This is a genomic window from Pseudomonas putida S13.1.2 (assembly GCF_000498395.2).
GTDB classification, from domain to species: Bacteria; Pseudomonadota; Gammaproteobacteria; order Pseudomonadales; family Pseudomonadaceae; genus Aquipseudomonas; species Aquipseudomonas putida_Q.
The window spans coordinates 5,579,107-5,604,638 of the sequence record NZ_CP010979.1 but is presented as its reverse complement, the minus strand read 5'-3'; the positions used below and the strand labels follow the sequence as shown (position 1 = coordinate 5,604,638).

21 protein-coding genes and 1 riboswitch are annotated in these 25,532 nt (G+C 63.6%); of the genes, 7 read left to right on the top strand and 14 right to left on the bottom strand.

Annotated features, from left to right (window positions below; all coding sequences use genetic code 11):
* Positions 1 to 141: 141 nt before the first annotated feature.
* Positions 142 to 888 (top strand): RsiV family protein, encoded by a 747-nt coding sequence (locus N805_RS24710; protein WP_019472536.1) that lies wholly within the window; start codon positions 142 to 144, stop codon positions 886 to 888.
* Here the strand turns inward: N805_RS24710 and cytX are convergent.
* Positions 857 to 2,140, bottom strand: coding sequence for a putative hydroxymethylpyrimidine transporter CytX (gene cytX, locus N805_RS24705; protein ID WP_019472535.1), 1,284 nt, complete (start codon positions 2,138 to 2,140; stop codon positions 857 to 859). The genes N805_RS24710 and cytX overlap by 32 nt on opposite strands.
* A gap of 173 nt (positions 2,141 to 2,313) precedes the next feature.
* A complete protein-coding gene (thiC, locus tag N805_RS24700) occupies positions 2,314 to 4,194 on the bottom strand; it encodes a phosphomethylpyrimidine synthase ThiC (RefSeq protein ID WP_016501909.1) in 1,881 nt (626 codons plus the stop codon).
* A gap of 155 nt (positions 4,195 to 4,349) precedes the next feature.
* A riboswitch (TPP riboswitch) is annotated at positions 4,350 to 4,456 on the bottom strand.
* Between the two features lie 160 nt (positions 4,457 to 4,616).
* Between thiC and N805_RS24695 the strand changes: the two genes are divergently transcribed.
* Entirely contained in the window at positions 4,617 to 6,050 is a 1,434-nt protein-coding gene (locus N805_RS24695; RefSeq protein ID WP_019472534.1) for a TolC family outer membrane protein, read from the top strand.
* Positions 6,051 to 6,235: 185 nt separating this feature from the next.
* Here the strand turns inward: N805_RS24695 and waaA are convergent, their stop codons facing one another.
* Positions 6,236 to 7,507 carry a lipid IV(A) 3-deoxy-D-manno-octulosonic acid transferase gene (gene waaA / locus N805_RS24690; protein ID WP_019473529.1) on the bottom strand — a complete coding sequence of 424 codons (1,272 nt, stop codon included), beginning with the start codon at positions 7,505 to 7,507 and terminating at the stop codon, positions 6,236 to 6,238.
* 11 nt (positions 7,508 to 7,518) lie between these two features.
* Positions 7,519 to 8,409, bottom strand: coding sequence for a LysR family transcriptional regulator (locus N805_RS24685; RefSeq protein ID WP_019473530.1), 891 nt, complete (start codon positions 8,407 to 8,409; stop codon positions 7,519 to 7,521).
* A gap of 87 nt (positions 8,410 to 8,496) precedes the next feature.
* Here N805_RS24685 and N805_RS24680 point away from each other — a divergent pair, with 87 nt between their 5' ends.
* The 4 genes from N805_RS24680 to N805_RS24665 all read left to right on the top strand — a co-directional run bounded on the left by N805_RS24680 (position 8,497) and on the right by N805_RS24665 (position 11,996).
* Positions 8,497 to 8,829 carry a DMT family transporter gene (locus N805_RS24680; RefSeq protein ID WP_008095055.1) on the top strand — a complete coding sequence of 111 codons (333 nt, stop codon included), beginning with the start codon at positions 8,497 to 8,499 and terminating at the stop codon, positions 8,827 to 8,829.
* A 161-nt stretch (positions 8,830 to 8,990) separates the two neighbouring features.
* On the top strand, positions 8,991 to 10,166 hold the full coding sequence (locus N805_RS24675; RefSeq protein WP_019473532.1) for an NAD(P)/FAD-dependent oxidoreductase: 1,176 nt from the start codon (positions 8,991 to 8,993) through the stop codon (positions 10,164 to 10,166).
* Positions 10,163 to 10,975 (top strand): aldo/keto reductase, encoded by an 813-nt coding sequence (locus N805_RS24670; protein ID WP_019473533.1) that lies wholly within the window; start codon positions 10,163 to 10,165, stop codon positions 10,973 to 10,975. Before N805_RS24675 ends, N805_RS24670 begins: the two co-directional genes overlap by 4 nt.
* A gap of 52 nt (positions 10,976 to 11,027) precedes the next feature.
* The gene (locus N805_RS24665; RefSeq protein WP_019473534.1) at positions 11,028 to 11,996 is read left to right on the top strand and encodes a hypothetical protein; all 969 of its coding nucleotides are present in this window, start codon (positions 11,028 to 11,030) and stop codon (positions 11,994 to 11,996) included.
* A gap of 132 nt (positions 11,997 to 12,128) precedes the next feature.
* On the opposite strand, the gene hldE is transcribed toward N805_RS24665, so the two are convergent.
* The 3 genes from hldE to N805_RS24650 form a co-directional block, all read right to left on the bottom strand.
* On the bottom strand, positions 12,129 to 13,550 hold the full coding sequence (gene hldE / locus N805_RS24660) for a bifunctional D-glycero-beta-D-manno-heptose-7-phosphate kinase/D-glycero-beta-D-manno-heptose 1-phosphate adenylyltransferase HldE (RefSeq protein WP_019472396.1): 1,422 nt from the start codon (positions 13,548 to 13,550) through the stop codon (positions 12,129 to 12,131).
* A gap of 130 nt (positions 13,551 to 13,680) precedes the next feature.
* Entirely contained in the window at positions 13,681 to 15,489 is a 1,809-nt protein-coding gene (msbA, locus tag N805_RS24655; RefSeq protein WP_019472397.1) for a lipid A export permease/ATP-binding protein MsbA, read from the bottom strand.
* Between the two features lie 15 nt (positions 15,490 to 15,504).
* Positions 15,505 to 16,680, bottom strand: coding sequence for an O-antigen ligase family protein (locus N805_RS24650; protein ID WP_019472398.1), 1,176 nt, complete (start codon positions 16,678 to 16,680; stop codon positions 15,505 to 15,507).
* A 101-nt stretch (positions 16,681 to 16,781) separates the two neighbouring features.
* Between N805_RS24650 and N805_RS24645 the strand changes: the two genes are divergently transcribed.
* Complete coding sequence (locus tag N805_RS24645; RefSeq protein WP_019472399.1) at positions 16,782 to 17,387, top strand: hypothetical protein; 606 nt, start codon at positions 16,782 to 16,784, stop codon at positions 17,385 to 17,387.
* 3 nt (positions 17,388 to 17,390) lie between these two features.
* On the opposite strand, the gene N805_RS24640 is transcribed toward N805_RS24645, so the two are convergent.
* The 7 genes from N805_RS24640 to N805_RS24610 form a co-directional block, all read right to left on the bottom strand.
* Complete coding sequence (locus N805_RS24640; RefSeq protein WP_019472400.1) at positions 17,391 to 18,482, bottom strand: glycosyltransferase; 1,092 nt, start codon at positions 18,480 to 18,482, stop codon at positions 17,391 to 17,393.
* A gap of 37 nt (positions 18,483 to 18,519) precedes the next feature.
* Positions 18,520 to 19,293: a glycosyltransferase family 2 protein gene (locus N805_RS24635; protein ID WP_019472401.1), complete on the bottom strand. Its 774-nt coding sequence runs from the start codon at positions 19,291 to 19,293 to the stop codon at positions 18,520 to 18,522.
* 64 nt (positions 19,294 to 19,357) lie between these two features.
* Positions 19,358 to 20,314: a glycosyltransferase gene (locus N805_RS24630; RefSeq protein WP_019472402.1), complete on the bottom strand. Its 957-nt coding sequence runs from the start codon at positions 20,312 to 20,314 to the stop codon at positions 19,358 to 19,360.
* 48 nt (positions 20,315 to 20,362) lie between these two features.
* On the bottom strand, positions 20,363 to 21,766 hold the full coding sequence (locus N805_RS24625; protein WP_019472403.1) for a PIG-L deacetylase family protein: 1,404 nt from the start codon (positions 21,764 to 21,766) through the stop codon (positions 20,363 to 20,365).
* Positions 21,763 to 22,659, bottom strand: a complete 897-nt coding sequence (locus tag N805_RS24620; protein WP_019472404.1) for an antimicrobial resistance protein Mig-14 — start codon at positions 22,657 to 22,659, stop codon at positions 21,763 to 21,765. The genes N805_RS24625 and N805_RS24620 overlap by 4 nt, the downstream gene beginning before the upstream one ends.
* Positions 22,659 to 23,789, bottom strand: a complete 1,131-nt coding sequence (locus N805_RS24615) for a glycosyltransferase (protein ID WP_019472405.1) — start codon at positions 23,787 to 23,789, stop codon at positions 22,659 to 22,661. The genes N805_RS24620 and N805_RS24615 overlap by 1 nt, the downstream gene beginning before the upstream one ends.
* On the bottom strand, positions 23,773 to 25,530 hold the full coding sequence (locus N805_RS24610) for a carbamoyltransferase (RefSeq protein ID WP_019472406.1): 1,758 nt from the start codon (positions 25,528 to 25,530) through the stop codon (positions 23,773 to 23,775). The genes N805_RS24615 and N805_RS24610 overlap by 17 nt, the downstream gene beginning before the upstream one ends.
* Between the last annotated feature and the right edge of the window lie 2 nt (positions 25,531 to 25,532).

The following is a 25,532-nucleotide window of genomic DNA, read 5'->3' as shown; positions in this document are numbered from 1 at the left end:
TGCACGCTTGCCCGTTTCACCCCTTTCCAGCAACCGTTCGCACACTCGGGACAGCGCGTCTTCACTCTGTTAGCTTAGTGGCGAACTGAAGGCCGCGCAGACGGTCAAAGGCCGACTTTTCCCTGTTCTGCAAGGATCATCATGACACTTGTCAAACTGACTTCCGTGGCCGTGCTGGCACTCGCTCTGGGCGCCTGCCAGAGCCTGTTCACGCCCAACTACCGGGCCCCGCTCGAGGTCAAGCGCGACGCCTGGGAGCATGTCAAACCCGGCTGCAGCGAAAGTGACTGCCCGCTGGTGAACATCGACATGGTCCACTTCCCGGCCCTGCCCAAGCTCGACGGCATCGTCGAAAAACGCCTGCTGCAACTGACCGAAGACAATCAGCATGGCACCGCGCCAAGCACCTTGCAGGCCTACGAACAGCAATACCTGGCCAGTGCCGACAAACGTAACAGCAGTTATCTGCAAGCCAAGGTACGCGAGCAGCATGACGGGCTGGTGATCATCGAGTTATCCAGCTACCTGGACAGCGGTGGCGCCCATGGCATGCCCGGGCGCGGCTTCATCAACTACTCGCGCAAGCTGGACAAGGTGCTGACCCTGCAGGACATGCTGGTGCCAGGCCAGGAGGACACCTTCTGGAAAACCGTCGAGGAGTCGCACCGCGCCTGGCTGATGAGCGTGGGCATGGACAAGGACGCCGAGTTCGTCAAGACCTGGCCATTCAAGAAGTCGCCGCACATCGCCCTGACGTACGGCGCGTTAGTGGTCAAGTACGAGGTCTACGCCATCGCGCCCTATTCCATGGGCCACGTGGAGCTGAAAATCCCCTACCCGCGCCTGAATGGCGTACTCAAGCCTGAGCTGTTTCCCGGCCGCGGCTAAGGCTCAGTAACCCATGCAGTACACCTGCCAGCAGCAGTGCTGGCAGGGTAGCCCCCAGCTCCGGGGCGTTGGCGGCAATCAGGTGATAGGCCACCACCCCCGCAAACCAGGCCACCAGTGCCTGCCAGTGCAAGCCACCCACCTGCGCCGGCAGGCGACGACGACGGATCACGTAGTGGTCCATCAGCACCACGCCGAACAGCGGTGCGAACACCGACCCGATCAGCAGCAGGAAGTTCTCGTACTGGGCCAGTGGTGCCAGCAGGGCGATCAGGGTGCACAGCACGCCGATGGCCAGCGCCAGGTGCTCGACCTTCACAGGCACCAGCACGCCGGTGGAAACCGCTGCCGAGTGGATGTCGGCGAAGGCCTTTTCCGACTCGTCCAGCAGAATGAGCAGCAACGGAATGCCCATCCCGGCGCCGGCCAGGGCCAGCAGCAGGGCATTGACCTCGCCACTGGCAGCGAAGGCCAGGGTGTAGGCCACGCCCAGGCTCATCAGCCAGGTGTTGCCGATGAAATAGCCAATGACCGTGCCGCCGAACACATGCTTGCCGTTGCGGGCGAAGCGCGAATAGTCGGCGATCAGCGGCAGCCAGGACAGCGGCATGGCGATGACGATGTCGAAGCCCACGGCCAGCGACATCGAACCGTCACCGGCGCGGCCCCACAGTTCAGCCAGGTCGGCCTTGGCGAACAGGTTCCAGGTCAGCCACAGGCAAGCGCCCAGCAACACCCAGATACCCCAGGCGCGCAGCACCTTGCGCACGAAAGCCAGGGGCCCGCTGACGGCCAGCAGGGTGGCCAGGGCACCGAAACACAGGGTCCAGAGCATCGGGCTGTTCCAGGCACTGTCATCGCCGAACGCCCGCGCGCCCAGCAGGCTGGCGGCATCGCGCATGACGATGATCTCGAAGGCGCCCCAACCCACCAGTTGCAGCAGGTTGAGCACAGCCGGCAAGCGCGCGCCATGGCTGCCCAGGCTGAGTTTCAGGGTGCCCATGGCGGACAGGCCGGTGTCGCTGCCGATGACGCCAGCGGCGCCCAACAACAGCACCCCGACCCCGGTGCCCAGGGCGATGGCCAGCACCGCGCCGGCAAGGCCAAGGCCTGGGGCCAGCATCGCGCCGACTTGCAGCACCATCAGGCCGATGCCGAGGGAGAACCACAGCGAGAACAGGTCGCGGGCGCCGAAGATACGCTGGTGGGTGGGGACAGGGTGGTCGGGGGAGAATCGGCTGGGGGTGGTCATGCTTGCTGGCGCTCGGCAGAGGAATATGGATGTACGCGGTCGTTGTAGGAGCGGCCTTGTGTCGCGATGGGCCGCAAAGCGGCCCCCGGTTTCAGCTTCACCGCTGATAATGCCGGGGCCGCTTTGCGGGCCATCGCGACACAAGGCCGCTCCTACAGGGGGCAGCTATGCAGTCAGACTTTCTGGTACAGCTGGCTGCCTTCCTGGCGGAACCGCTCGGCCTGCTCGCGCATGCCTTGCTCGACCGTTACATCCACGGCCTCGATTTTGGCAGCGTACTCACGCACTTCCTGGGTGATTTTCATCGAGCAGAACTTCGGCCCGCACATCGAGCAGAAGTGCGCCACCTTGGCCGACTCCTTCGGCAGGGTCTCGTCGTGGAAGGCACGGGCGGTGTCCGGGTCCAGGCCGAGGTTGAACTGGTCTTCCCAACGGAACTCGAAGCGTGCCTTGGACAGGGCGTTGTCGCGAATCTGCGCGCCCGGGTGGCCCTTGGCAAGGTCGGCAGCGTGGGCGGCGATCTTGTAGGTGATGATGCCGGTCTTGACGTCGTCCTTGTTCGGCAGGCCCAGGTGTTCCTTGGGCGTGACGTAGCAGAGCATGGCGCAACCGAACCAGCCGATCATCGCCGCACCAATGCCCGAGGTGATGTGGTCGTAGCCCGGTGCAATGTCGGTGGTCAGCGGGCCGAGGGTGTAGAACGGCGCCTCGTCGCAGCACTCCAGCTGCTTGTCCATGTTCTCCTTGATCAACTGCATCGGCACGTGGCCCGGGCCTTCGATCATGCACTGCACGTCGTGCTTCCAGGCAATCTTGGTCAGCTCGCCGAGGGTTTCCAGCTCACCGAACTGCGCGGCGTCGTTGGCATCGGCGATGGAGCCGGGGCGCAGGCCGTCACCCAGCGAGAAGCTGACGTCGTAGGCCTTCATGATTTCGCAGATTTCGTCGAAGTGCGTGTACAGGAAGTTTTCCTTGTGGTGCGCCAGGCACCACTTGGCCATGATCGAGCCACCGCGGCTGACGATGCCGGTGACGCGCTTGGCGGTCAGCGGCACATAGCGCAGCAGCACACCGGCATGGATGGTGAAGTAGTCCACGCCCTGCTCGGCCTGCTCGATCAGGGTGTCGCGGAACAGCTCCCAAGTCAGGTCTTCGGCCACGCCGTTGACCTTTTCCAGGGCCTGGTAGATCGGCACGGTACCGATCGGCACCGGCGAGTTGCGGATGATCCACTCGCGGGTTTCATGAATGTGCTTGCCGGTGGACAGGTCCATGACCGTGTCCGAGCCCCAGCGAATGCCCCAGGTCAGCTTGGCCACCTCTTCCTCGATCGAGGACCCTAGGGCACTGTTGCCGATGTTGCCGTTGATCTTCACCAGGAAGTTGCGGCCGATGATCATCGGCTCGACTTCCGGGTGGTTGATGTTGGCCGGAATGATCGCGCGGCCACGGGCGATTTCCTGGCGGACGAATTCGGGGGTGATTTCTTTCGGGATGTTGGCACCGAAGCTGTGGCCGGCGTGCTGCTCGTTCAGCAGGCCAGCGGCGCGGGCTTCTTGCAGCTTCATGTTTTCGCGGATGGCGACATATTCCATCTCGGCGGTGATGATGCCTTGGCGGGCATAGTGCATCTGCGAGACGTTGGCGCCGGCCTTGGCACGGCGCGGGTTGCGCACGTGGGCGAAACGCAACTTGGCCAGTTCGGCATCGTTCAGGCGCTGCTGGCCAAAGTCGGAGCTAAGCCCGCCCAGGCGCTCGGTGTCACCGCGCGCCTCGATCCACGCCGAACGCACGTCGGCCAGGCCCTTGCGCACGTCGATGATGACGTCGGGGTCGGTGTACGGGCCGGACGTGTCGTAAACCAGTACCGGCGCGTTGGTCTCGCCGCCGAAATCGGTCGGGGTATCGTCCAGGCTGATTTCACGCATGGGCACGCGGATGTCCGGGCGCGAGCCTTCGACATAGATCTTGCGCGAGCGCGGGAACGGTTGCACGGACTGCTGATCGACTTGTGCCGATTCGCTGAGGTTGATCGCTTTTTCTTGTTTGGTCATCACAGGCTCTCCAGACGGCTTCCTAGCAGTGGAATGTCGGGGAGAACCTGAAAAGCGCGGACGCACCCATGGACGAGTGCAGTGCCGGATATGGGGGTGCCTGAAGCTGCATGCAGCTGCGACATTCCCGGACCTGGCACAAGAGGCTCCCCGGGAAGGCGAGCAATCTTGTTCCCTACGCAGGCGCTAACCTGATCAGGTTCAACGGGATCCGCACCTCTGCGATCTCAGCCTTTGCTTCAAGGCACCCCGACAAGAACATGCGCAGTCTAGACTGGAGTGGTCGGCAAAGCCAAGCGGGTAAATGCGCGGATGATGAAAGGCACACCGGGCGATTGTTGCCAGGGGCGCATGGCACTACACTGGCCCGTCACTCGATACTCAACAGTTCAGTAATTAAATTTCGTACAAGGATTGCCTCTATGCTGCGCAAACTCTCACTGGCGATAGCCGTGTCTTGTGCGTCCAACGGAGTGGCCTGGGCAGTGGACGTGCCCTCGACAGTCAAAACCGATTTGGTCAGCGTTTATCAGGAAGCGGTAGACAACAACGCCGACCTGGCTGCGGCACGTGCCGATTATGGCGCCCGCCGCGAAGTGGTGCCGCAGGCCCGCGCCGGGTTGCTGCCAAACCTCTCGGCCGATGCCGAGATGCTGAACACCCGCACCAAGCTGGACGAGCCTTCCATCACCTCCAACCGTAGCGGCAACTCATGGAGCGCGACCCTGGCCCAGCCAATCTTCCGCGCTGATCGCTGGTTCCAGCTGCAGGCAGCTGAAGCGGCCAACGAACAGGCAGCGCTGGAGCTGTCGGCCACTGAACAGAACCTGATCCTGCAAACCGCGCAAAACTACTTTGCCGTGCTGCGCGCGCAGGACAACCTGGCCGCCACCAAGGCCGAGGAAGCCGCGTTCAAACGCCAGCTGGACCAGTCCAACGAACGCTTCGATGTGGGCCTGTCGGACAAGACCGACGTGCTGCAATCCCAGGCCAGCTATGACACGGCCCGTGCCAACCGGATCATCGCCGAGCGCCAGGTGCAGGATGCCTTTGAAGCGCTGGTTACCCTGACCAACCGTGAATACACCTCGATCCAAGGCGTGGTGCATACCCTGCCGGTGCAGGTACCCACGCCAAACGACGCCAAGGCCTGGGTCGAAACCGCCGGCCGCCAGAACCTCAACCTGCTGGCCACCAACTATGCGGTTTCCGCCGCCGAAGAGACCCTGCGCCAGCGCAAGGCCGGCCATGCGCCGACCCTGGATGCAGTGGCCAAGTACCAGAAGGGTGACAACGACAACCTCGGCTTTACCAACCCTTCGCAACTGGGCGTGCGCTACAGCGGCGATGTCGAACAGACCAGCGTTGGCCTGCAGCTGAACATCCCGATCTACAGCGGCGGCCTGACCAGCTCGCAGGTACGCGAGGCCTACCAGCGCCTGAGCCAGAGCGAGCAACAGCGCGAAAGCCTGCGCCGCCAGGTGGTGGAAAACACCCGCAACCTGCACCGCGCGGTGAACACCGATGTGGAACAGGTGCAAGCACGCAAGCAGTCGATCATCTCCAACCAGAGCGCGCTGGAAGCTACTGAAATCGGCTACCAGGTGGGTACCCGCAACATCGTCGACGTGCTCGATGCCCAGCGCCAGCTGTACACTTCGGTGCGCGACTACAACAACAGCCGCTATGACTACATCCTCGACAACCTGAGCCTGAAGCAGGCGGCCGGCACCCTCAGCCCGCAAGACCTGCAGGACCTCAAGCGCTACCTGAAACCGGACTACAACCCGGACAAGGACTTCCTGCCGCCAGACCTGGCTGCAGCAGCGGCCAAGAACTTTGAGCGCCGCCCTTGAAACAGGGGTGTATTGCTCACAGACCGGGTTGCTTTTGATGGCCTCATCGCCGGCAAGCCAGCTCCCACAGGGGCTGCACAAGGCTTGAGGCCAGCTCCCACAGGTTCCTCACTGGCCTCAAGCCTTGTGCAGTACCTGTGGGAGCTGGCTTGCCGGCGATGAGGCCAGGAAAACCAAAGCAAAAGTCAGCGGATAAGCGCACCCAGGCCATCGAGCAAGCGCTGCAACGCGCCCTGATTGGCCTGCATCACCGCCCTGCCCGCCTCGCCCATGCGCTGCGCATCCTGCGGCAACTCGACCAGCCGCCGCACCGCCCCGGCCAGCCCGTCGGCATCGTCCACCTGCTGCAACGCCCCCGCCTCACGCAACATCGCGCTGATTTCAAGGAAGTTGAACACATGCGGCCCCATGAGCACCGGCAACGCCAGCGCCGCCGGCTCCAACGGGTTGTGCCCACCGGTCGGCACCAGGCTACCGCCGACAAAGGCAATATCGGCCAGCGCATAGAGGAACAGCAACTCACCCATGGTGTCGCCCAGCAACACGCGGGTTTGCGCATCGACCGGCGCTGCAGCAGAACGGCGCACGGTGGTGAATTGCTCGCTGCACAGCGCATGCACCGCAGCAAACCGCTCTGGGTGCCGCGGCACCAGGATCAGCAAGGCATCGCCATGCACCTGCAACAACTGCCGATGAGCCTGCAGAATCAGCGCATCCTCACCGTCATGGGTACTGGCGGCAATCCACACCGGGCGCTGTTCGGCGCCCCACTGCTCACGCAATGCCCTGGCACGCGGTAGCAATTGCTCATCGATCTTCAGGTCGAACTTGATCGAGCCGGTGACCTGCACGCACTCAGGGCGCGCGCCCAGGGCACGGAAGCGTTGCGCCTCGGTTTCGGTCTGCACGGCGATCAGGTTCATTTCCGCCAGCATCGGGCGTGTCAGCTTGGCAAAGCGCCCGTAGCCGCGTGCCGAGCGCTCGGACAATCGCGCGTTGGCCAGCGCTACCGGAATGCCGCGTTTGGCACACTGGTGGATGTGGTTGGGCCACAGCTCGGTTTCCATGATGATGCCCAGCTTCGGCTGCACATGGTCGAGAAAACGCCCGGCGGCCCATGGCAGGTCGTAGGGCAGGTAGCAATGCTGCACGCGGGGTTCGTCGGCGAACATGGCGCGAATGCGTTCGGAACCGGTCGGCGTCATGCAGGTAAGCGTGACCGGCAGCTCGGGATAGGCCTTGAGCAAGGCGCGAACCATGGGCGCTGCCGCAATGCTTTCGCCCACCGACACCGCATGTACCCAGATGCCGCCCTGGCGCATTGCCGGCAGTTTGCAGGCAAAGCGCTCGCCAATGCGTTGCCCATAGGCAGGCGCCTTGCGTGCGCGCAGGTACAGGCGCAGCGCAACCAGCGGCAGGCCCAGGTGAAACAGCAAGGTATAGAGTGTTCTATTCATGGAGGCGAAGTTTACCCGATCGCGCGCAGGTGCACTGCAAAGCGCTCGGCAAGCCACTGCGCGGCCGGGCCCAGGGGCTCATCACGGCGCCAGGCCAGTTCCGCCACCAAGGCCGGCGGGCGCCACTCGCTGTCCAGCTCGACCATGTGCGCCTGGTAGGTCGGGTACTGCACCACATGCCGCGGCAGCCAGGCCCAGCCCAGGCCGCGCATCAGCAGTTCAGCCATGGCGTAGAAGCTGTCGGCACGCCATACCTGCGGGCTGATCGCCTCGCCGCCGGGGTAACCGCTTTGCTGTGGGGTGATAAGTAATTGCCGGTGACGCGCCAGTTGTTGCCGGGTGACCCGGCCTTCGCCGGCCAGTGGATGGCCGACAGCGCATACCGTAACCATCTCCACACTGCCCAGCGCCCGCCGCTCCAGCGAGGCCGGGATACTTTCGTGGTGGAAGAACAGGCCCAGATCGGCGCGCCGCTCCACCAGTTTGCGCGCCACATCGCCCTGGGCACCGCTGGCCAGCTGCACCTCCAGGAACGGGTAACGGCTGGCCAGTTCGTCGAGGCTGTCGATCACCGGCTGATACGGCATGGCCTCGTCCTGGGCCACACGCAGCAAGGCCTCCTGCCCGCGCATCAGGGCCAGGGCACGACCATCCAGGTGTTCGCACTGACGCAACAGTTCGCGGGCATCTTCCAGTAGCGCACTGCCATTTTCGGTCAGCTTCGGTTGCCGGCCGCTGCTGCGCTCGAACAAGGTGACGCCCAGGTCTGCCTCCAGCAGGGCGATGGCATTGCTGATGGCCGATTGAGCCTTGCGTTGTTCGCGGGCAACGGCAGAAAAGGAGCGCAATTCGGCGACGCGCAGAAAAATTCGCAGCTGCTCCAGGTTCCATTGCTCAGCCATCAACCTATCCCCATATCTGATAGGTAATGACTTTACCGCATCTGGGCAAGGTCTAGAATGCCCGACCAGTTACCGGAGGATCCTGCCATGAATGCCTACACCTATCTCGCCATTGCCATCTGCGCCGAAGTTATCGCCACTGCCTCCATGAAAGCGGTGAAAGGCCTGAGCACGCCACTGCCACTGCTGCTGATGGTGGTCGGCTATGGCATCGCGTTCTGGATGCTGACCCTGGTGGTGCGCAGCATTCCGGTGGGGATCGCCTATGCAATCTGGTCGGGGCTGGGGATTGTGCTGATCAGTGTGGCGGCGCTGGTGATTTACGGGCAGAAGCTGGATGTGCCGGCGATGCTGGGCATGGCCATGATCGTGGGTGGGGTGGTGGTGATTCAGCTGTTCTCAAAGACGGCGGGGCATTGAGTCAACCTCTGAGGGCCCTATCGCCGGCAAGCCAGCTCCCACAGGTGTAGTGCACAGCCTGCAACTTCCACTACCCCTGTGGGAGCTGGCTTGCCGGCGATAGGGCCCTCACAGGTATAGGCTGTATACTTGCCAGCTGTCCCAGTCTTCGAGGTACCGCCATGCCATCTGCCATTTCCACTGACGTGCTGATCGTCGGCGCCGGGGTCGCAGGCCTCTGGCTCAATGCCCGCCTGCGCCGCCAGGGCTACTCGACAGTGCTGGTGGAACGCGCCAGCCTTGGCGGCGAGCAGACCATCAAGTCCCAGGGCATCATCCACGGCGGCACCAAGTACGCCCTGCACGGCGCCCTGACCGGCGCCTCGGAAGCCATCGCCGACATGCCACGCCGCTGGCGCGAGGCCCTGGCGGGCGACGGCGAACTCGACCTCGGGCGTACCCGCCTGCTGTCCGATGCCCACTACCTGTGGTCGCCAGGCACCCTGGCCGGCAACCTCACAAGCTTCTTCGCCAGCAAGGCCGTGCGCACCCGTGTCGAACAGGTCAAGGGCGAGCAACTGCCGCCTGCACTGCAGGACCGCGCCTTCAAGGGCAAGGTGTATCGCTTGGCCGAGTTGGTCATCGACGTGCCCAGCCTGTTGGCCAACCTGGCCGAACTGGCGGGTGACAGCCTGCTGGCAGGCGAACACATCGAACCGCTGAGCGAAGGCGACGAACTGGTCGGTCTGCGCGTCGACGGCCGCGAAATCCGTGCCCAGCGCGTTGTATTGAGTGCAGGTGCCGGCACCGAAGACCTGCTGCACACCCTCGGCTTGCACCAGCCCGCAATGCAGACACGCCCCCTGCACATGGTCATGGCCAAGGGCCCGAACCTCAAGCCGTTGTACGCCCACTGCCTCGGTGGCGGGCCCAAGCCGCGCGTTACGGTGACCACCCACCCGGCAGCCGATGGCCAGTGGGTGTGGTACCTCGGCGGGGACCTGGCCGAAGCCGATGGCGTGGCGCGCGATCCTGCAGCACAGATTGCTGCGGCGCAGAAGGAAATCGCCAACCTGCTGCCCTGGGTCGACCAGAGCCTGGTGCGCTGGGCTACCCTGCGGGTCGACCGTGCAGAACCCGCACAATCGGGCCTGGTACGCCCGGACAACGCATTCCTCGCCGACCAGCAACGCTTGATGGTCGGCTGGCCGACCAAGCTGGCGCTGGCACCGGACTTCAGCGACCGGGTCATCGCCCACCTGGAGCGCGACGGCATCCGCCCGCAAGCACAAGCCGACCTGGCCGGCCTGCCACGCCCACCGCTGGGTGTACCGGCCTGGGAGCAACTGCTGCCATGACCCTGCCAACCCTGCACGACTTCCACCGCCCGCTGGGCAGCACCGGTTTCAAGGTTTCACCGCTGGGTTTGGGCACGGTCAAGCTGGGCCGCGACCAGGGTGTGAAATACCCCACCGGCTTCACCATCCCCGGCGATGACGAAGCCCGCATGCTGCTGGCGCAGGCTCGCGAACTGGGCATCAACCTGATCGACACTGCCCCCGCCTACGGCCGCAGCGAAGAACGCCTGGGCCCGCTGCTGCGCGGCCAACGCGATGAATGGGTGATCGTCAGCAAGGTCGGCGAAGAATTCGACAACGGCCTGTCGCACTTCGACTTCAGTGCCGCCCACACCCGCCGTTCGGTGGAGCGCAGCCTGCGCCGCCTGGAAACCGACCGCATCGAACTGGTGCTGGTGCATTCCGACGGCAACGACCTGGCGATCCTCGAACAGCAGGAGGTCTACCAGACCTTGGCCGAGCTCAAGCAGGAGGGCAAGATTCTCGGCTTTGGCCTGTCCGGCAAGACCGTGGCCGGCGGCCTGAAAGCGCTGGAGCAAGGCGACTGTGCCATGGTCACCTATAACCTCAACGAACAGGCAGAACGCCCGCTGCTGGACTACGCTGCCGAACACGGCAAGGCCATCCTGGTAAAGAAGGCTTTGGCCAGCGGGCATATCTGCCTGGCCCCGGGCGTTGACCCGGTGCAGGCAAGCTTCGAGCTGCTGTTCGCCCATCCGGGCGTCAGCAGTGCTATCGTCGGCACCATCAATCCGCTGCACCTGGCCCACAACGTGGCCACTGTCGCCCGTATCCTGGGCCAGCACTGAGTTGCCCCTGGCCCACGGGCCAGGAGAATGACCCGACGCAAGGAGGAGCCTCGTGGCGCGAACGCTGATCCGCAAGAACCCGAGCAACTTCAAGACACTGCCACTGCATGTAGAAGCCACGCCCGAAGGCCTGATCTACCAGAGCATCGGCATGCCGCTGAACTTTGCCCAAACCCAACAGCGGCGCAAGGCCATCCAGCTGCCCGATACGCAGCGTTTCGTGGTCGAACTGGCCAACCTGGGTGTGTCGGTGCGGCTTACTCTGCATTGGCAAAACCGCGATTACTGGGTGTTGGTACGTCAGCGTCGGCAAGACCGGGGCGATGTAGTACTAAAACTGATTTCTGGCTATGTACCCGCACAGGAGCTGAACCTGCCTTTGCACACGGCTGTTCAGGAGGTGGCCGAGGAATGCCTGCTGGAAACCCCGGAAGGCTGGCTGGGCGGGCGCTTCAACGACACCTGGCTGCCCGTGCCCTACGCCGCCGCCCTGCACTACCGCGAAACGCCACACTTCGTGCTTGCCCCAGAGTCCGGCGCCGCGCGGCCCGTGCACTGCGGCAAGCTGATGTTACTGGAACGGCCGCGGGCCTATGTGCACTTGCCCACCGCCTCGCTGCAGCTGATCTACGACATGCGCCTGCAAGTGCCCCGGGAAGCCAAGAAACTCAGCCTGTTCCACGTCGATGAGCGGCTGGAGGGCGACCAACTGGTCGCGCGACTCAACCGTAAACGGCCAGACCTGTACCTGATGCCGTTGAAGGACGGCCAGCCACTGGCGGAGCTGTACACGCTGAAGAAGGACGAGCTGGTGCCGGCGAGCACACGCGGGCTGTACCTGGCTGAAAGTTTCGCCCGGCAGGAAGGCTGGGTGGTGACCGACGAGCGGGTGCGCTGGAAGGACTGGGTGAAGCAGCAGGGGTTGGTGGAGAGCAAACCGGCGCGGGCATCGCACCTGCAGCGGTTTGGCGACAAGGCCCGCGCGCTGCTGGCGCGGGCCCGCACCTCACTTCACAAGTGAATACCTGGGGCTGCTGCGCAGCCAATCGCCGGCAAGCCAGCTCCCACAAGGCCTGTGCAATTCTCAAGGCTTGCGCTGTACCTGTGGGAGCTGGCTTGCCGGCGATTGGGCCGCAAAGCGGCCCCAGCGGTATCAGTTCTTGCGAATCTTTTCGACAATCGCGGTGGTCGAGCTGTTCTCGACCAGGCCCAGCACCTTCACGGTGCCGCCATAGGCCTTGACGATATCAGCGCCCACCACTTGGTCGATGCCATAGTCACCACCCTTGACCAGCACATCCGGCTTGACCTGGCTCAGCAGGTTTTCCGGGGTGCCTTCCGGGAAGCTGATCACCCAGTCCACTGCACCCAGCCCGGCCAGTACGGCCATACGCCGATCGACGCTGTTGATCGGCCGGCCCGGCCCTTTCAAGCGGCTGACCGAAGCGTCGTCGTTGACCGCGACGATCAGGCGATCGCCCTGGGCCCGCGCCTGCTCCAGGTAGGTGACATGCCCGGCATGCAGGATGTCGAAGCAGCCATTGGTGAAGACGATCTTCTCTTTGTGCGCCCGTGCATCATCGATGGCCAGCAGCAGTTGCTCCAGGCCCAGCACACCGCGCTCGGAGCCTTCCTCACGCTGGATCGCCCGGCGCAGCTCGGGGGCGCTGATGGCAGCGGTACCCAGCTTGCCGACCACGATGCCTGCGGCCAGGTTAGCCAGGGCCACCGCGTGGGGCAGGTCCTCGCCAGCCGCAATGGCCGCTGCGAGGGTGGAGATGACGGTATCGCCGGCACCGGTCACATCGAACACTTCACGCGCCCGCGCCGGTAGGTGCAGCGCCGGCTGGCCAATGCGCAGCAGGGTCATGCCGTGCTCGCCACGGGTTACCAGCACAGCACCCAGGTCCAGCTCCTTCAGCAGCTGCAAGCCTTTGGCGACCAGTTCGGCCTCATCGGCGCAACGGCCAACGATGGTTTCGAACTCGCTGAGGTTCGGGGTAATCAGGCTGGCGCCACGGTAGATGGAAAAATCCTTGCCCTTGGGGTCGGCCAGTACCGGAATGCCCTTGGCCCGCGCGGCCTGGATCAGGCTTTGGTGATTTTTCAGTGCGCCCTTGCCGTAGTCCGACAAGACCAGCACCTTGACGCCTTCGAGCAGGCTGTCGACTTCGGCCCCCAGCGACAGCGGGTCAGTGGCGAACGGCTCTTCGAAATCGATACGCAGCAGCTGCTGGTGCCGGCTCATGACCCGCAGCTTGACGATGGTCGGCTGGTGCGCGATGCGCTGGAACACCGACCGCACACCCGCAGCCTGCAGGCTGTTGGCCAGGCTGTCGGCAGCCTCGTCCTGGCCGGTAACGCCGATCAACGAAGCCGGTGCGCCCAGAGCGGCGATGTTCAAGGCAACGTTGGCCGCGCCGCCGGGGCGATCCTCGATCTGATCGACCTTGACCACCGGGACTGGCGCTTCAGGCGAGATACGCGAAGTACCGCCATGCCAGTAGCGGTCGAGCATGACATCGCCGACCACCAGTACCGGGGCTTGATCGAAACGCGGCATGGACAACTTCATGGGCAACCCATATGAAAATAATGAACAGGGGCAGGATATTAGCACAGGGTAGTCGACGGCTTTATGGCCAGATCGTCCCCGGAAAATTCCCGTGACAATCGGGGCCGTTACGGCCCCGATCAGGGAGGACTCAGGTGATATCGGCCTTGACCGGCTCATCCAGGCCCATGGCGTGCAGGCGGGCATAATGGCCATTAGCCGCGAGCAGTTCGGCATGGGTGCCGCGCTCTACCAGACGACCCTGGTCCATGACCAGGATCTGGTCGGCCTTCTCGATGGTCGACAGGCGGTGGGCGATTACCAGCGTGGTACGGCCTTGCATCACATGGTCCAAGGCAGCCTGGATGTGCCGCTCGGATTCGGTATCCAGGGCCGAGGTGGCCTCGTCGAGAATCAACAGCGGCGCGTTTTTCAGCAGTGCCCGGGCAATCGCCAGGCGCTGGCGCTGACCGCCGGAGAGCAGCACGCCGTTTTCACCCACGTCGGTATCGAAACCCTTCGGCAAGCGGTCGACGAACTCCTTGGCGTAGGCATCGGCCGCTGCGGCTTCGATGTCTGCGCGCGGGGCACCCGCCAGGTCGCCATAGGCGATGTTGTTGGCCACCGTGTCGTTGAACAGGGTGACGTGCTGGGTCACCTGCGAAACGTGGCGGCGCAGGTTGCGCAGGCGGTAGTTCTCGATCTCCACGCCATCGAGCAGGATCTGCCCCTGGTCGTGGTGATAGAAACGCGGGATCAGCGCCGCCAGGGTCGACTTGCCACTGCCAGAGCGGCCAACCAGGGCGATCATCTGCCCAGGCTCGGCGACAAAGCTGATGTCGCTCAGCACTTCACGCTCGGTACCCGGGTAGGTGAAGCTCAGGTTGCGTACTTCCAGGCGGCCTTCCACACGCTCCTTTTCGACAGTACCGGTGTCCAGTTCAGGCTCTTCGTCCAGTTGCTCGAAGATGCTTTCTGCACCTGCCAGGCCCTTCTGGATGGTCGAGCTGACTTCCGACAACTGGCGAATCGGCTTGGGCAGCAGGCCGGCGGCGGTGATGTAGGCCACCAGGTCACCGGCGGTGGACTCACCACGCAGGAACAGCACCAGGAACATCAGCGCGGCCATGGCGCTGTAGATCACCAGTTGCAGCATCGGCGTGTACAGCGAGCCGGTCTTGGTCATGCGCAGCTGCTTGTCAGTGTTGCTCTGGCTGGCCTTGCTGAAACGCTGCTCCTCGTAGGCCTCGCCGCCGAAACTGCGCACCACGCGGTAACCCTGGATGGTCTCCGAGGCGACGTGGGTGACGTCGCCCATGGCCACCTGGATCTTCTTGCTCTGCTTGCGGAATTTCTTGCTGGCGACACTGACCATCACGGCAATCACCGGCAGGATGGCAACCATGACCAAGGTCAGGTGCCAGTTCATCCACAGCAGGTAGGCAAACAGGAACACCACGGTCAGGCCTTCACGGATGACCACCTTGATTGCATCGGTGGCAGCACCGGTAACCATGGTCACGTTGAAGGTGATACGCGAAATCAGGTGCCCGGAGTTGTGGTTGTCGAAGTAGCGGTTGGGCAGTACCAGCAGCTTGTTGAACAACTCCACGCGCAGGTCGTGCACCAGGCACAGAGAGACCTTTGCCAGGAAATAGTTGCCAAGGAACGACCCCAGGCCCTGCCACGCAGCGATCAGGATGATCAACAACGGCACCGCCTGCAGCAATTGCAGGTCGCGCAGGTAGGGGACGTTGGGGAACAACACCGCTTCGGGGTTGCTCAGCCCGTCGACAAAGTATTTGAGAATGCCTGCCAGCATCGGCTGGGTCGAGGCAAAGATCACGAAACCGACAATGCTCAGCAGGAAAATGCCGACATAGGGTTTCACATAGCCCAACAGCCGGAAGTAGATCTTCAGGCTGGAGGTGGGCTCCGCCGGTCGCGGTGTTTCGGCCATTATCGAGCTCGCTGTTCAGGTTGAACCGGAAATTTTACCACAGGCGTCATTTTCGGCACGCCCCCATGGCAGCATCATGGCAAGACCCACAGGCAACCAGCTGATGAACCATTCGGCACGCGGCGTACCGGTGAGGCTGGCGGCATCGAACTGCATGGCCAAGGTCGAGTATACCCAGAAGCCCAGCAGGATCTTGCCGAACAGGGTGCCGCGCGCACGGATGATTTCGCCCAGTGTGAGCAACCACACCATAGCCCAGAGCAGCATGCCAGGCAGGCCCATCTCCACGGCGACGTGGGTAAACATGTTGTGGGTGTGGTCGAAGTGCATGCCCACCGCACTGACGTCGTAGGCAGCCCCCAGGCCCAAGCCGGTCCAGGGGTGTGCGGCAATCATGTCGACCACGGCATGGAAAATTTCCGGCCGGTAGGATGAGCCGCGCTGGGCGATCAGGTCATATACCGCGTACAGAGCAAGGCCGGTTGCAACGACTGCCAGCATGGAGAACACCCGGCTGTGGCGGTCACGGAACCACAATGGCGCCATGATGACGGTGAGCACCAGGGCCAGGAGCGCGCCACGGCTCTGGCTGAGCATGGCAAACGCCCCCAGGCAAGCCAGTGCCAACAGCCACAACAGCTGCAGGCCACGCTGCCGCGGTGGCTCATAAAGCAGGAAAAGAACGGCCGAGCCAACGACATAAGCACCCAGAATAGGATGTGATATCTCGCCAATGCCGGCCAGGCGAGCCAACAACGACTCACCCTGCAAACCATAGAAGTTGGCGATCGAGACCAGTGCAGCAATGGCCAGCAGGCCGCTACCGAGCATCAAAAGCTGGCGAATCCTCGCCAGGCCAAGCTGGGCCAGCAGCGGAAACGCCAGCAGGAACACCAGAATGTAGAGCAGGCGCTTGATCTCGCGCCCCGAGTCCTCAGCGGGCGACCAGGCCAGGCTCAGGCCACTCCAGGCCAACAGCAGCAGCAAACTTATCCACAACGCCGGCTGACGCCTCCAGGCTTGCACCAGCACCTCGCGGGCGGACCACGCCAGCACCAACGTCGGCAGCCACAGGAACAACACCAGGCCTTGCTGATAAATCTTGTTGCTCGGTGCCAAGGCAATCGCCGCCAGGAACCAGACCAGGCCCAAGCCCAACCAGGCCCGCGCCCAGGTTTTTTGATACAACATCCATTTCCCCCGATGAATCAAAGACACCTTCCATGGTGCTACAGCATTATTTTCGGCATTATTGCCGGTCATTTTGCTCGCCAGACGACAAGGCTCTATTCATGCAATGCTCCCGGCTCACCCAGGTCGACTTCGATCAGCTGACACAAGGCGCACAGGTGCTTGAGGCAGATAGCCATGGCGCCAAAGTCTACCTGCTCGCGGATGGTAATTTCCTCAAGGTTTTTCGTAGGAAGCGGCTGATTTCATCTGCACTGCTACGCCCCTACTCGCAGCGCTTCGTCGATAACGCCGCGCGCCTGGCGCAATTGGGTATCCCCACCCTCGAAGTGATCAGCCAGCACAAGCTCGACCAGCCAGGCCGCACTGCCGTGCTGTATCGCCCGCTACCCGGGCGCACCTTGCTGCAAATGTCGCGCGATGAAGGCTTCAGCTGGGACACCTACCTGCCGCAACTGATCCAGCTGGTACGCCAACTGCACCGCAGCGGCGTGTACTTCCGCTCGTTGCACCTGGGCAATGTGGTGGTTACCCCTGACCAGCACCTGGGCCTGATCGATGTGGCCGACATGCGCTTCCTGCGCCCGCCGCTGTCGGCACGCATGATTCGTCGCAATGTGCAGCACATGGTGCGCTATATCGAGCGGGAGAACCTGGGCGACCGGTTCCCGCTCGCCGCCTTCGAGGCAGCCCTGCTGGCGCACTGAGCGTCAGTTGCGCAACAGGCTCTGTGAGCCGGTGCAGAAGGCCTGCCAGGCTTGCTCCGGTGCCAGCGCCTGGCGCTGCTGCGCAGCTACCGCCGGGGCGCTGAGGGCTGTACAACGCTCGATCGCCTCAGCCCAGGCGCCCTCGTCGGCTATGGGCAGGTAGCCCCCGGTGTCGCGCAACTGCTCGCGGAACACCTGCAGGTCACTGCACACTACCGGTACACCGGCCATCACTGCCTCTTGTACCACCAGCCCCAGGCCCTCGGAACGCGAAGGCACCAACAGCCAGTCGAATGCCCGATACAGCTGCTGCAGGTCTTCGCGGTGACCGCGCAGATGAACGCGCCCAGCCAGGCCGAGCGCATCGATACGCTCCTGCAGCGCGGCATGCTGCGGCCCCTCACCAATGATCGCCAGCTGCAGGCCAGGTTGCCTTGCATGGGCCTTGGCGAATGCCTCGATCAGCATTTCGAAGCCTTTGCTCTCTACCAACCGCCCTACCGCACCCAGCATCACCCCGTCGGCCTGAGGCAACTGCAGTGCCTGCCTGGCCTGGTCCCGGCTTAGCAACGGTTCGACGAATGCCAGCGGGTCGAGCGCCATGCGCAGGGTCTGCACCGGCCTGCCCAGGTCATGCTCCAGCGATTCAGCCAACGTATGCGACACGGCCGCGATGCTAAGGCGCTCGGCCGGGAACATACGCAAAAGGCGAACATCGCTGCTGTTCAGGCGCGTCTTGCCATGGAACAGCACCTTGGCCCGCACCTGGGGGATGGTCTGCAGCAGCGGCAGCACCAGCCGCGCGACACCAATACCGTCGAGCAGCACGATTTCTGCCTTGGCCTCGGTCAGCGCCTTGCGCAAACGCATGCGCAACCACGGCCGCAGCAGCCGCCACAGGTGCCGCCCTTTCAGCGCACGTGGTGGCATGTGCCACTCACGTGTCGAACCGACCCCACAGCACAGCCCGCTACCCAGCAGCAACCAGTTACTGATCCGCGCATCGGTACCGGCGTGCGAAAGCACCTGCCGATGCACCTTGTGGATGGACATGTACGGCGTTCCACCCGCCCACATCATATTGACGATGTTCATGGGCCCTCTCCCGCTCATGTCAGGTGGGACAGCGACTTCATTGAACAAAAAGGGTGATACCCATGCCGATCAAGGCACCTGTCACCAGCGTCAATGCCAGTTTGATCCGATCACGTTGACGACGCTTGGCCTTGCGCTCCACTTCAATGGGCAAGGTCACGTGATTGCCAAATCCAGTGTGCAATACTGCATCACCCTCCAAGGTGACCGCTGTCAGATTTAACTCAGCGTAGCGCCGGGAAAGCGCCTTCTCTCCAGCATAGGCGGCAAATGGTGCACAGCGCTGGTAATCGCTCAATCGACGCAGGCCAGGGTTGAGCGAAAACGCCTGCCATTCTGCCTTGTCGGACAACAGCGGATAGCACGGCACACCGGCGATGATCTGGCGATCGCCCAGGTGGATGTACGGGCTGTGGACCGCCAGGTCGTGGGCATGGCTGCGCAGCCACACCTGCAACACGTCGGGGCTGACAGCCAGGATGGCCCGCGAGTCTTCGACAAAGCCCTGGCGGTAGAAATGCCAGTCGTCTTCGCAGTGGAAGATGTACGGCGTCTTGACGTGGCTGTAGGCCAGGTCGATAGACGGCAACTGGCCGAGCTTGGGCCGGTTGACGAACACCTTGCAGTGCGGTTTCCAGTGCTCCGGCACAGCGCCATGCACGGCATCGTCACCGGAGTCTTCGGTGATGAACACTTCGCGAATGGGCGCGGTGTTGTAGCGATCGAAACTCTCAAGGGTGTCTTTGAGCAGATCGAACCGCCCACAACTGGTCACGACGAGCGTGACATCACTTTCTTCTGAAAAGCGCACCGGACTCCCTCCGCATTGCGACTATCGGCTTTCGACACCCGCTCCTGGGCGCGAAAGCGCTCGTTTAGATGCCCAGCTTCAGGCGCAGCCGCTGCCAAGCAGACAACGGCGGGTGGGGCCTGAGCGCCGGGCGCATGTGGTCGACGATGCTACGTCCAACTGCGGCGAAACTGAAACGGGAAACCGCCAGATGGCGGCCATTTTCTGCAATCTGCCGGGCCAGTTCAGGGTCTGCTCGCAAACGGCGGAGCTTTTCCTGAAGGGTCGGGATGTTGTCATAGAACACCACGTTGTGCATGTCCTGCAGGCCCAATGCGCGGTTTTCTTCCTCGCCCTGGTCGTACGCCAGCAACACACAGCCGCAAGCCATGGCCTCGAAGTTCTTGATCATGTATTCGCCCATGCCGACGTCGGCACTGACGAAAAAACGAATACGGTTGAGCGTGTTGCAATAGTCTTCACCCGACTTGGTGCGGGTTACCAGCAGGTTCTCGACCTGCCCCAACTCGTCCAGCAGCGCCTTGCGACCGCTGTAGGCCACGCTGTTGACACTGCCGACGAAGGCCAGTTCGATGTCGCGCTCACGTCCTTGGTCGGTTAGCAACTGCTCGTCATAGCCCTTGGGCACGAACACCGCATCGAAACCTTCCTGGCGCAAGCGCTCGCTGACCATGTAGCCAGAGCTGATCACCCGTGCCCATGGCAACTGGCGGTAGTGGGCGCTGAACTTGCCGGTGTACTTGCACGGGATGTAGTTCTGGTAGGCGTCGTGCTCGAGGATGACCAGGTTCGGCACGGTGCGGATGAAGGCCACCTGGCGGATTTCCTGCTTGAAGCGCAGGAAGAATACGATGCGGTCATAACGCTCGACCTGCACTTCACGCTTGAAATAGCGTCGCAGGTTGCGCTGGTCTTCGCTGGTCAGCCAACGCAGGTCGCACTCGCAGTTGGCCGCGACGCCGTCGTACAGGCGGTCGAGAATCGCCCGCTGTTCCTTCTGCACCAGAAATAGGACTTTCATTGCTTTCCTTGGGCGCTCTGCGCCATCGCGGTCAACCATGGGGCGTGCTTACAGCTCGCGCCGCCAGAACAGTTCGTGTCGGCGCACGGCCTTGCGGAAGAACTCGTTCTCCCCATAAGGCGACGGCCGCCGCCCGGCCAGCCAGCGTTGCAGCAAGCGGCGCAGGCGGCGTTTGAACGGCGCGGGCGGCTGCAGGTCGTGCATCATGCCCAGGGCCATGGCCTTGTCGTGCTGGGTAGCCAGGTCCAGGACCAGGCTGCAAGGCGCCCATGCCTGCGCCGCGCCCAGCTGCGGCGGCAACGCCACGCCATCACCGCTGTCGCCCATGGGCCAGCGGTCGTTGTCATGCAGGTGGTTGGCGTAGCACAGCAGGGTTTGTGGCTGCCAGGCCAGGCCTTGCAAGGCTTCCAGCACCGCCGCCTGGGCGCAGATGTGATCGGGGTGCGGGTCAAGCTGCGGGTGCGGCATCACCAGTACTTCTGGCTTGGCCATTTCCAGCAAGGCACGCAGGTCGGCCAACAGGTTGTTCCAGGTTGGCGCACCGTCGCTGTCGGCTGGCAGCGGGAACGGGTTGAACTGGCGGAATATGCGGATATCGGCGAGGTCGGCTTCACGGGAGGCGGCCGGCTGGTCGGGCGCGGCCTGCATGGCAGGCAGTTGCAGGCAGAAGTAGCCCAACTGTACGCAACGCGACTCCGGCACACCGGCCCAACGCGGCACGGTGATGCTGTCCCAGGCACGCAGGCGGCCTTTCAGGCGCGCGGCCTCGGCCTTGGCCAGGCCCATCTCCTGGTAGTGCTCTGCCTCGATTTCACCAGCGGTCAGCGTCACGACCCAGGTTTCATCTGCCTGGCTGTACAGGCCATACGCAGCCAGCTCGGCGTCGTCGGCATGGGGCGCAATCACCATTACCCGGCGCCGTTGCAGTTCGACCGCCGGCGTTATCCACAGACGCGGCTCGCCCAGCAGCCGGCAATGGCGACCACGCAGGCGCAACGTGCCGGCTTGCAGCGGCGCAGCCAGGCCAGTCAGGTTGAGGAAGCGCACGCCATCGACGCCACGCTCGAAGGTTTGCCGATCGGCCTGCTCACCCGCCAGCAGCGCGACCTGCGGGTCCAGGAACCGCCCGAGCCAGCTGCCTTTTACCCGCAGCTCAAGCACCAGGGTTTCATCGCCCTGCAACGCGCAGTCGGCCTTGAGCAGGCCACCCTGCAGGCTGGCAGGGACCTGCCGCGCCTGGTCACCGAAGTCGTAGACATAGTCCTCGCCCGGCGCATAGAACAGGTGGTCGGCAAACCAGGCCTCGTGGGCGGCCCAGAGCAGCGGCAACAGCAACAGCGGCAGCCACCACCCGGCCAGTACACCGAGGGCGACCAGCGCTACCAGGCCGGCCAGCAAGCCCAGGCGCTTGTTGCGCCGGTGGCGCTTGAGCAACTGCTGCTTGCGGCTCACGCCTGATACACCGGCACAGGGTTGCACCAACGGTCCTTGTATTCGCGGTCGGCACGGCCAAACGAGAAGCGCAATGGCTTGTTGCGCGCCCGGGCATCTTCCCAGGCGGCCTGGGTATTGAGGAAGCTCAGCACGCTGCCGGGGCTGAAGGCCTTGGTTTCAGGGTCGACACCGCCATTGATGTACTCGACACTGACCCATTCGGGCGCTTCGACGCGGTACACCAGCTGGATGGCAATGGGCTTGCCGTCCAGCATCAGCACCGAGCCGATCAGCAGCTCGCGCAGGCGCTCCAGCACCTCGGCCATGCGCTCGGCGCCGGTGGCCGGGAAGCCCCAGCGGCGCTGGAACAGGTCGCAGTACATGCTAGCGATTTCCTGCGCACTGAAGTCGCTGATCGGGCGTACCACGCCACCCGCCTCTTCCAGCAGGCGCAGTTCGCGGCGCTGGTTGTAGCGGAATTTCTTCGACAGGTCTTCGTGCGCCCGCGCCATCGCCAGCTGTTCCTTCTGCGCCTTGAGGCCGCTGAAACGGCCCTGGCACAGTTCGGACAGGTAGCGTGCGGTATGGCGCAACGGTGCAGCGGCATCGGCCGCCGCAGGCAGGATGATTTCGGCGTTGCCCAGGTCGAACAGGGCTTTTTTGCCGGCACGCTTGAGCACGTCCTTGGCCAGTGCCAGGTGGCGCCCCCAGGTCGGGATGGCGGCTTTCAGCTCGCCGGCCTGGTACCAGCCCAGGTAACGCACCGGGATCTGCGCCAGGTCAGCCAGTTGCTCGACCACCAGCGGATGGGTGGCGACACTGCCACCAAAACGCGCCCACGCCTCGGCATAGGCCTTGGCGTCGATGGTTTGCCAACCGCGCTCGCGGAAGGCCTGGATACGATTGAGCATCAGGCCTGCCCCACCAGCGCACGTACTTGCGGCAGCTGCCAGAAGGCCTCGCGTACCGCTTGATCGGAGAAGCGTTCATGCAGGCGCTGCAGCATGTGCCCGGCACAGGCCTGACGCTGTTCAGCGTCCAGCGTGGCCATATGCTTCAGGCCGTGGGCCAACTGTGCGGCATCGCCTAGCGGGAACAGCACACCCACACCCTCGACCACCTCACGGGCCCCGCCGCAGGCCGTGGCCAGCACCGGCACGCCAGCGACCATGGCTTCGAGCAGGACCATGCCGAACGGCTCGTGGTCGGAGCTCAGGGCGAACACGTCGAAGGCCTGGAAGTAGCGGCGTGCATCCGGCACCTGGCCCAGGAAGTCCACCTGCCCGGCAATGCCCAGCTCGGCGGCCAGGGCCTTGAGCTCGGCCTCTAGCCGGCCCTTGCCGAGGATGGCCAGGCGGGCAGTGGCTGGCAACCCGGGCAGCGCCTGGGCAAAACCACGCAACAGCGTGGCCTGGTCCTTGTCCGGGTGCAGGCGCCCGACGTTGCCGACAACCCACGCCTGCGCGTCCAGGCCCAAGGCCTGGCGTGCCTCGGCGCGCGGCACCAGGGCCGTTTGCAGGGCGTCGATGTCGATGCGGTTGTACAGGGTCTGGATGCGTTCGGCCGGCCACTGTGGCAGGCAGCGGCGCATGTCGTCACGCACCGCGTCCGACACGCCCAGCAGGCTCAGGCGCTTGCTGAACAGGTTGGCGAACAGCCGGCGGCCTTTGCGCTCGTAGTCGCCAAAGGCATGGTGCACGCCAATCACCGGCAGGCCGGTACCCAGCAGGGCCACATAGATGGGCTTGAAGCGGTGGGCAATGCAGAAGGCAAAGTTGCGCTCGGCCGCGATGCGCCGCAAGGCACGGATGGCACCGAGCTTCAGGCCACGCACGGCCTTGGAACTGAACCCCAGGAACAGCACCTCGTCCGACGCGCAACCGGCCGCCACCTGCGGGTCGGCGGCACCGGTGAGGAACACCGTGGTGACCTGGTAGCCACGCCCCTGGAACAGGCTGGCGTACTGACGGGCACAGTCGAGGAACGGCCCGTCATAGCCATGGCAGAACTGCAGGATGCGCGGTTCAGAGCGGCTGGTCATACGCGGCCGCGCCGTCCTTCACAACCAGGATGTCTTCCATGATCAGGTACTGCAGGTCCGAGCCGAAGAACATGTTCAGGGCGTCGGTCGGCGAGCAGATCATCGGTTCACCGCGGCGGTTCAGCGAGGTGTTCAGCGACACGCCGTTGCCGGTCAGGTCTTCCAGCGCCTTCATCATGTCGTAGTAGCGCGGGTTGTACTCGCGCTTGAGCACCTGGGCACGCGAAGTACCGTCCTCGTGCACCACTTCCGGTACGCGGGTCTTCCACTCTTCAGCCACTTCGAAGGTGAAGGTCATGAACGGCGCCGGGTGGTCGACCTTGATCATCTGCGGGGCGACGGTGTCGAGCATCGACGGGCAGAAGGGTCTCCAGCGCTCGCGGAACTTGATCTGATGGTTGATGCGGTCCGCCACGCCTTCGACGCTCGGGCAGCCGATGATCGAACGGCCACCCAGGGCACGCGGGCCGAACTCCATGCGGCCCTGGAACCAGGCCACCGGGTTGCCGTCGACCATGATCTGGGCGATCTGCTGAGGCATGTTGTCCAGCTTGCGCCAGGTAGGCTGGTTCGGGTGACGGGCGCAGGCAGCGATCACGTCTTCGTTGGAATACGACGGGCCGAGGTAGACGTGTTCCATCTTCTCGACCGGTACGCCACGGGCATGGGAAACGTAGGCTGCGGCGCCTACAGCAGTACCAGCGTCACCGGAGGCCGGCTGGACGAACAGCTCTTTCACGTCCGGGCGGGCAATGATCTTCTGGTTGAGCTTGACGTTCAGCGCACAGCCGCCGGCGAAGGCCAGCTTGCCAGTTTCACGCAGGGTGTCGCCCAGGTAGTGGTCGATCATCTGCAGCGCCAGCTTCTCGAACAGCGCCTGCATGCTGGCCGCGTAATGAATGTAAGGCTCGTCGGCGATGTCGCCTTCGCGCTTGGGGCCCAGCCATTCGATCAGCTTTGGCGAGAAGTAGAAACCCTTGCCCTTCTCTTTATAGCGGCGCAAGCCGATGACGTTGGCGTACTCGGTGTTGATCACCAGTTCGCCGTTTTCGAAGCTGGCCAGGCGCGAGAAGTCGTACTTGCTGGCGTCGCCATACGGCGCCATGCCCATGACCTTGAACTCGCCGTCGAGCATTTCGAAGCCGAGGAATTCGGTGATCGCGCCATACAGGCCGCCCAAGGAGTCCGGGTCGAAGAATTCCTTGATTTTGTGGATCTTGCCGTTTTCGCCGTAGCCAAAGAAGGTGGTGGCGTATTCGCCCTTGCCATCGATGCCGAGGATTGCGGTTTTTTCCTTGAAGCCCGAGCAGTGGTAGGCACTGGAGGCGTGGGCCAGGTGGTGCTCGACCGGCTCGATCTTGACCTTTTTCGGGTCGAAGCCCAGCTGCTCCAGGCACCAGACGATCTTCTTGCGATAGCGCTTGTAGCGACGGTTGCCCATCAGGATGGCGTCGAGGGCGCGATCCGGGGCGTACCAGTAGCGCTTGGCATAGTGCCAGCGCGCCTTGCCGAACAGGCTGATCGGGGCGAACGGGATGGCTACCACGTCGACGTCGGACGGCTTGATGCCTGCCTGCTCCAGGCAGAACTTCGCCGACTCGTAGGGCATGCGGTTCTTCGCATGCTTGTCACGCACGAAGCGCTCTTCTTCGGCGGCGGCAATCAGCTTGCCGTCAATGTACAGGGCCGCGGAAGGGTCATGGCTAAGGGCGCCGGACAGGCCAAGAATCGTCAATGCCAAGG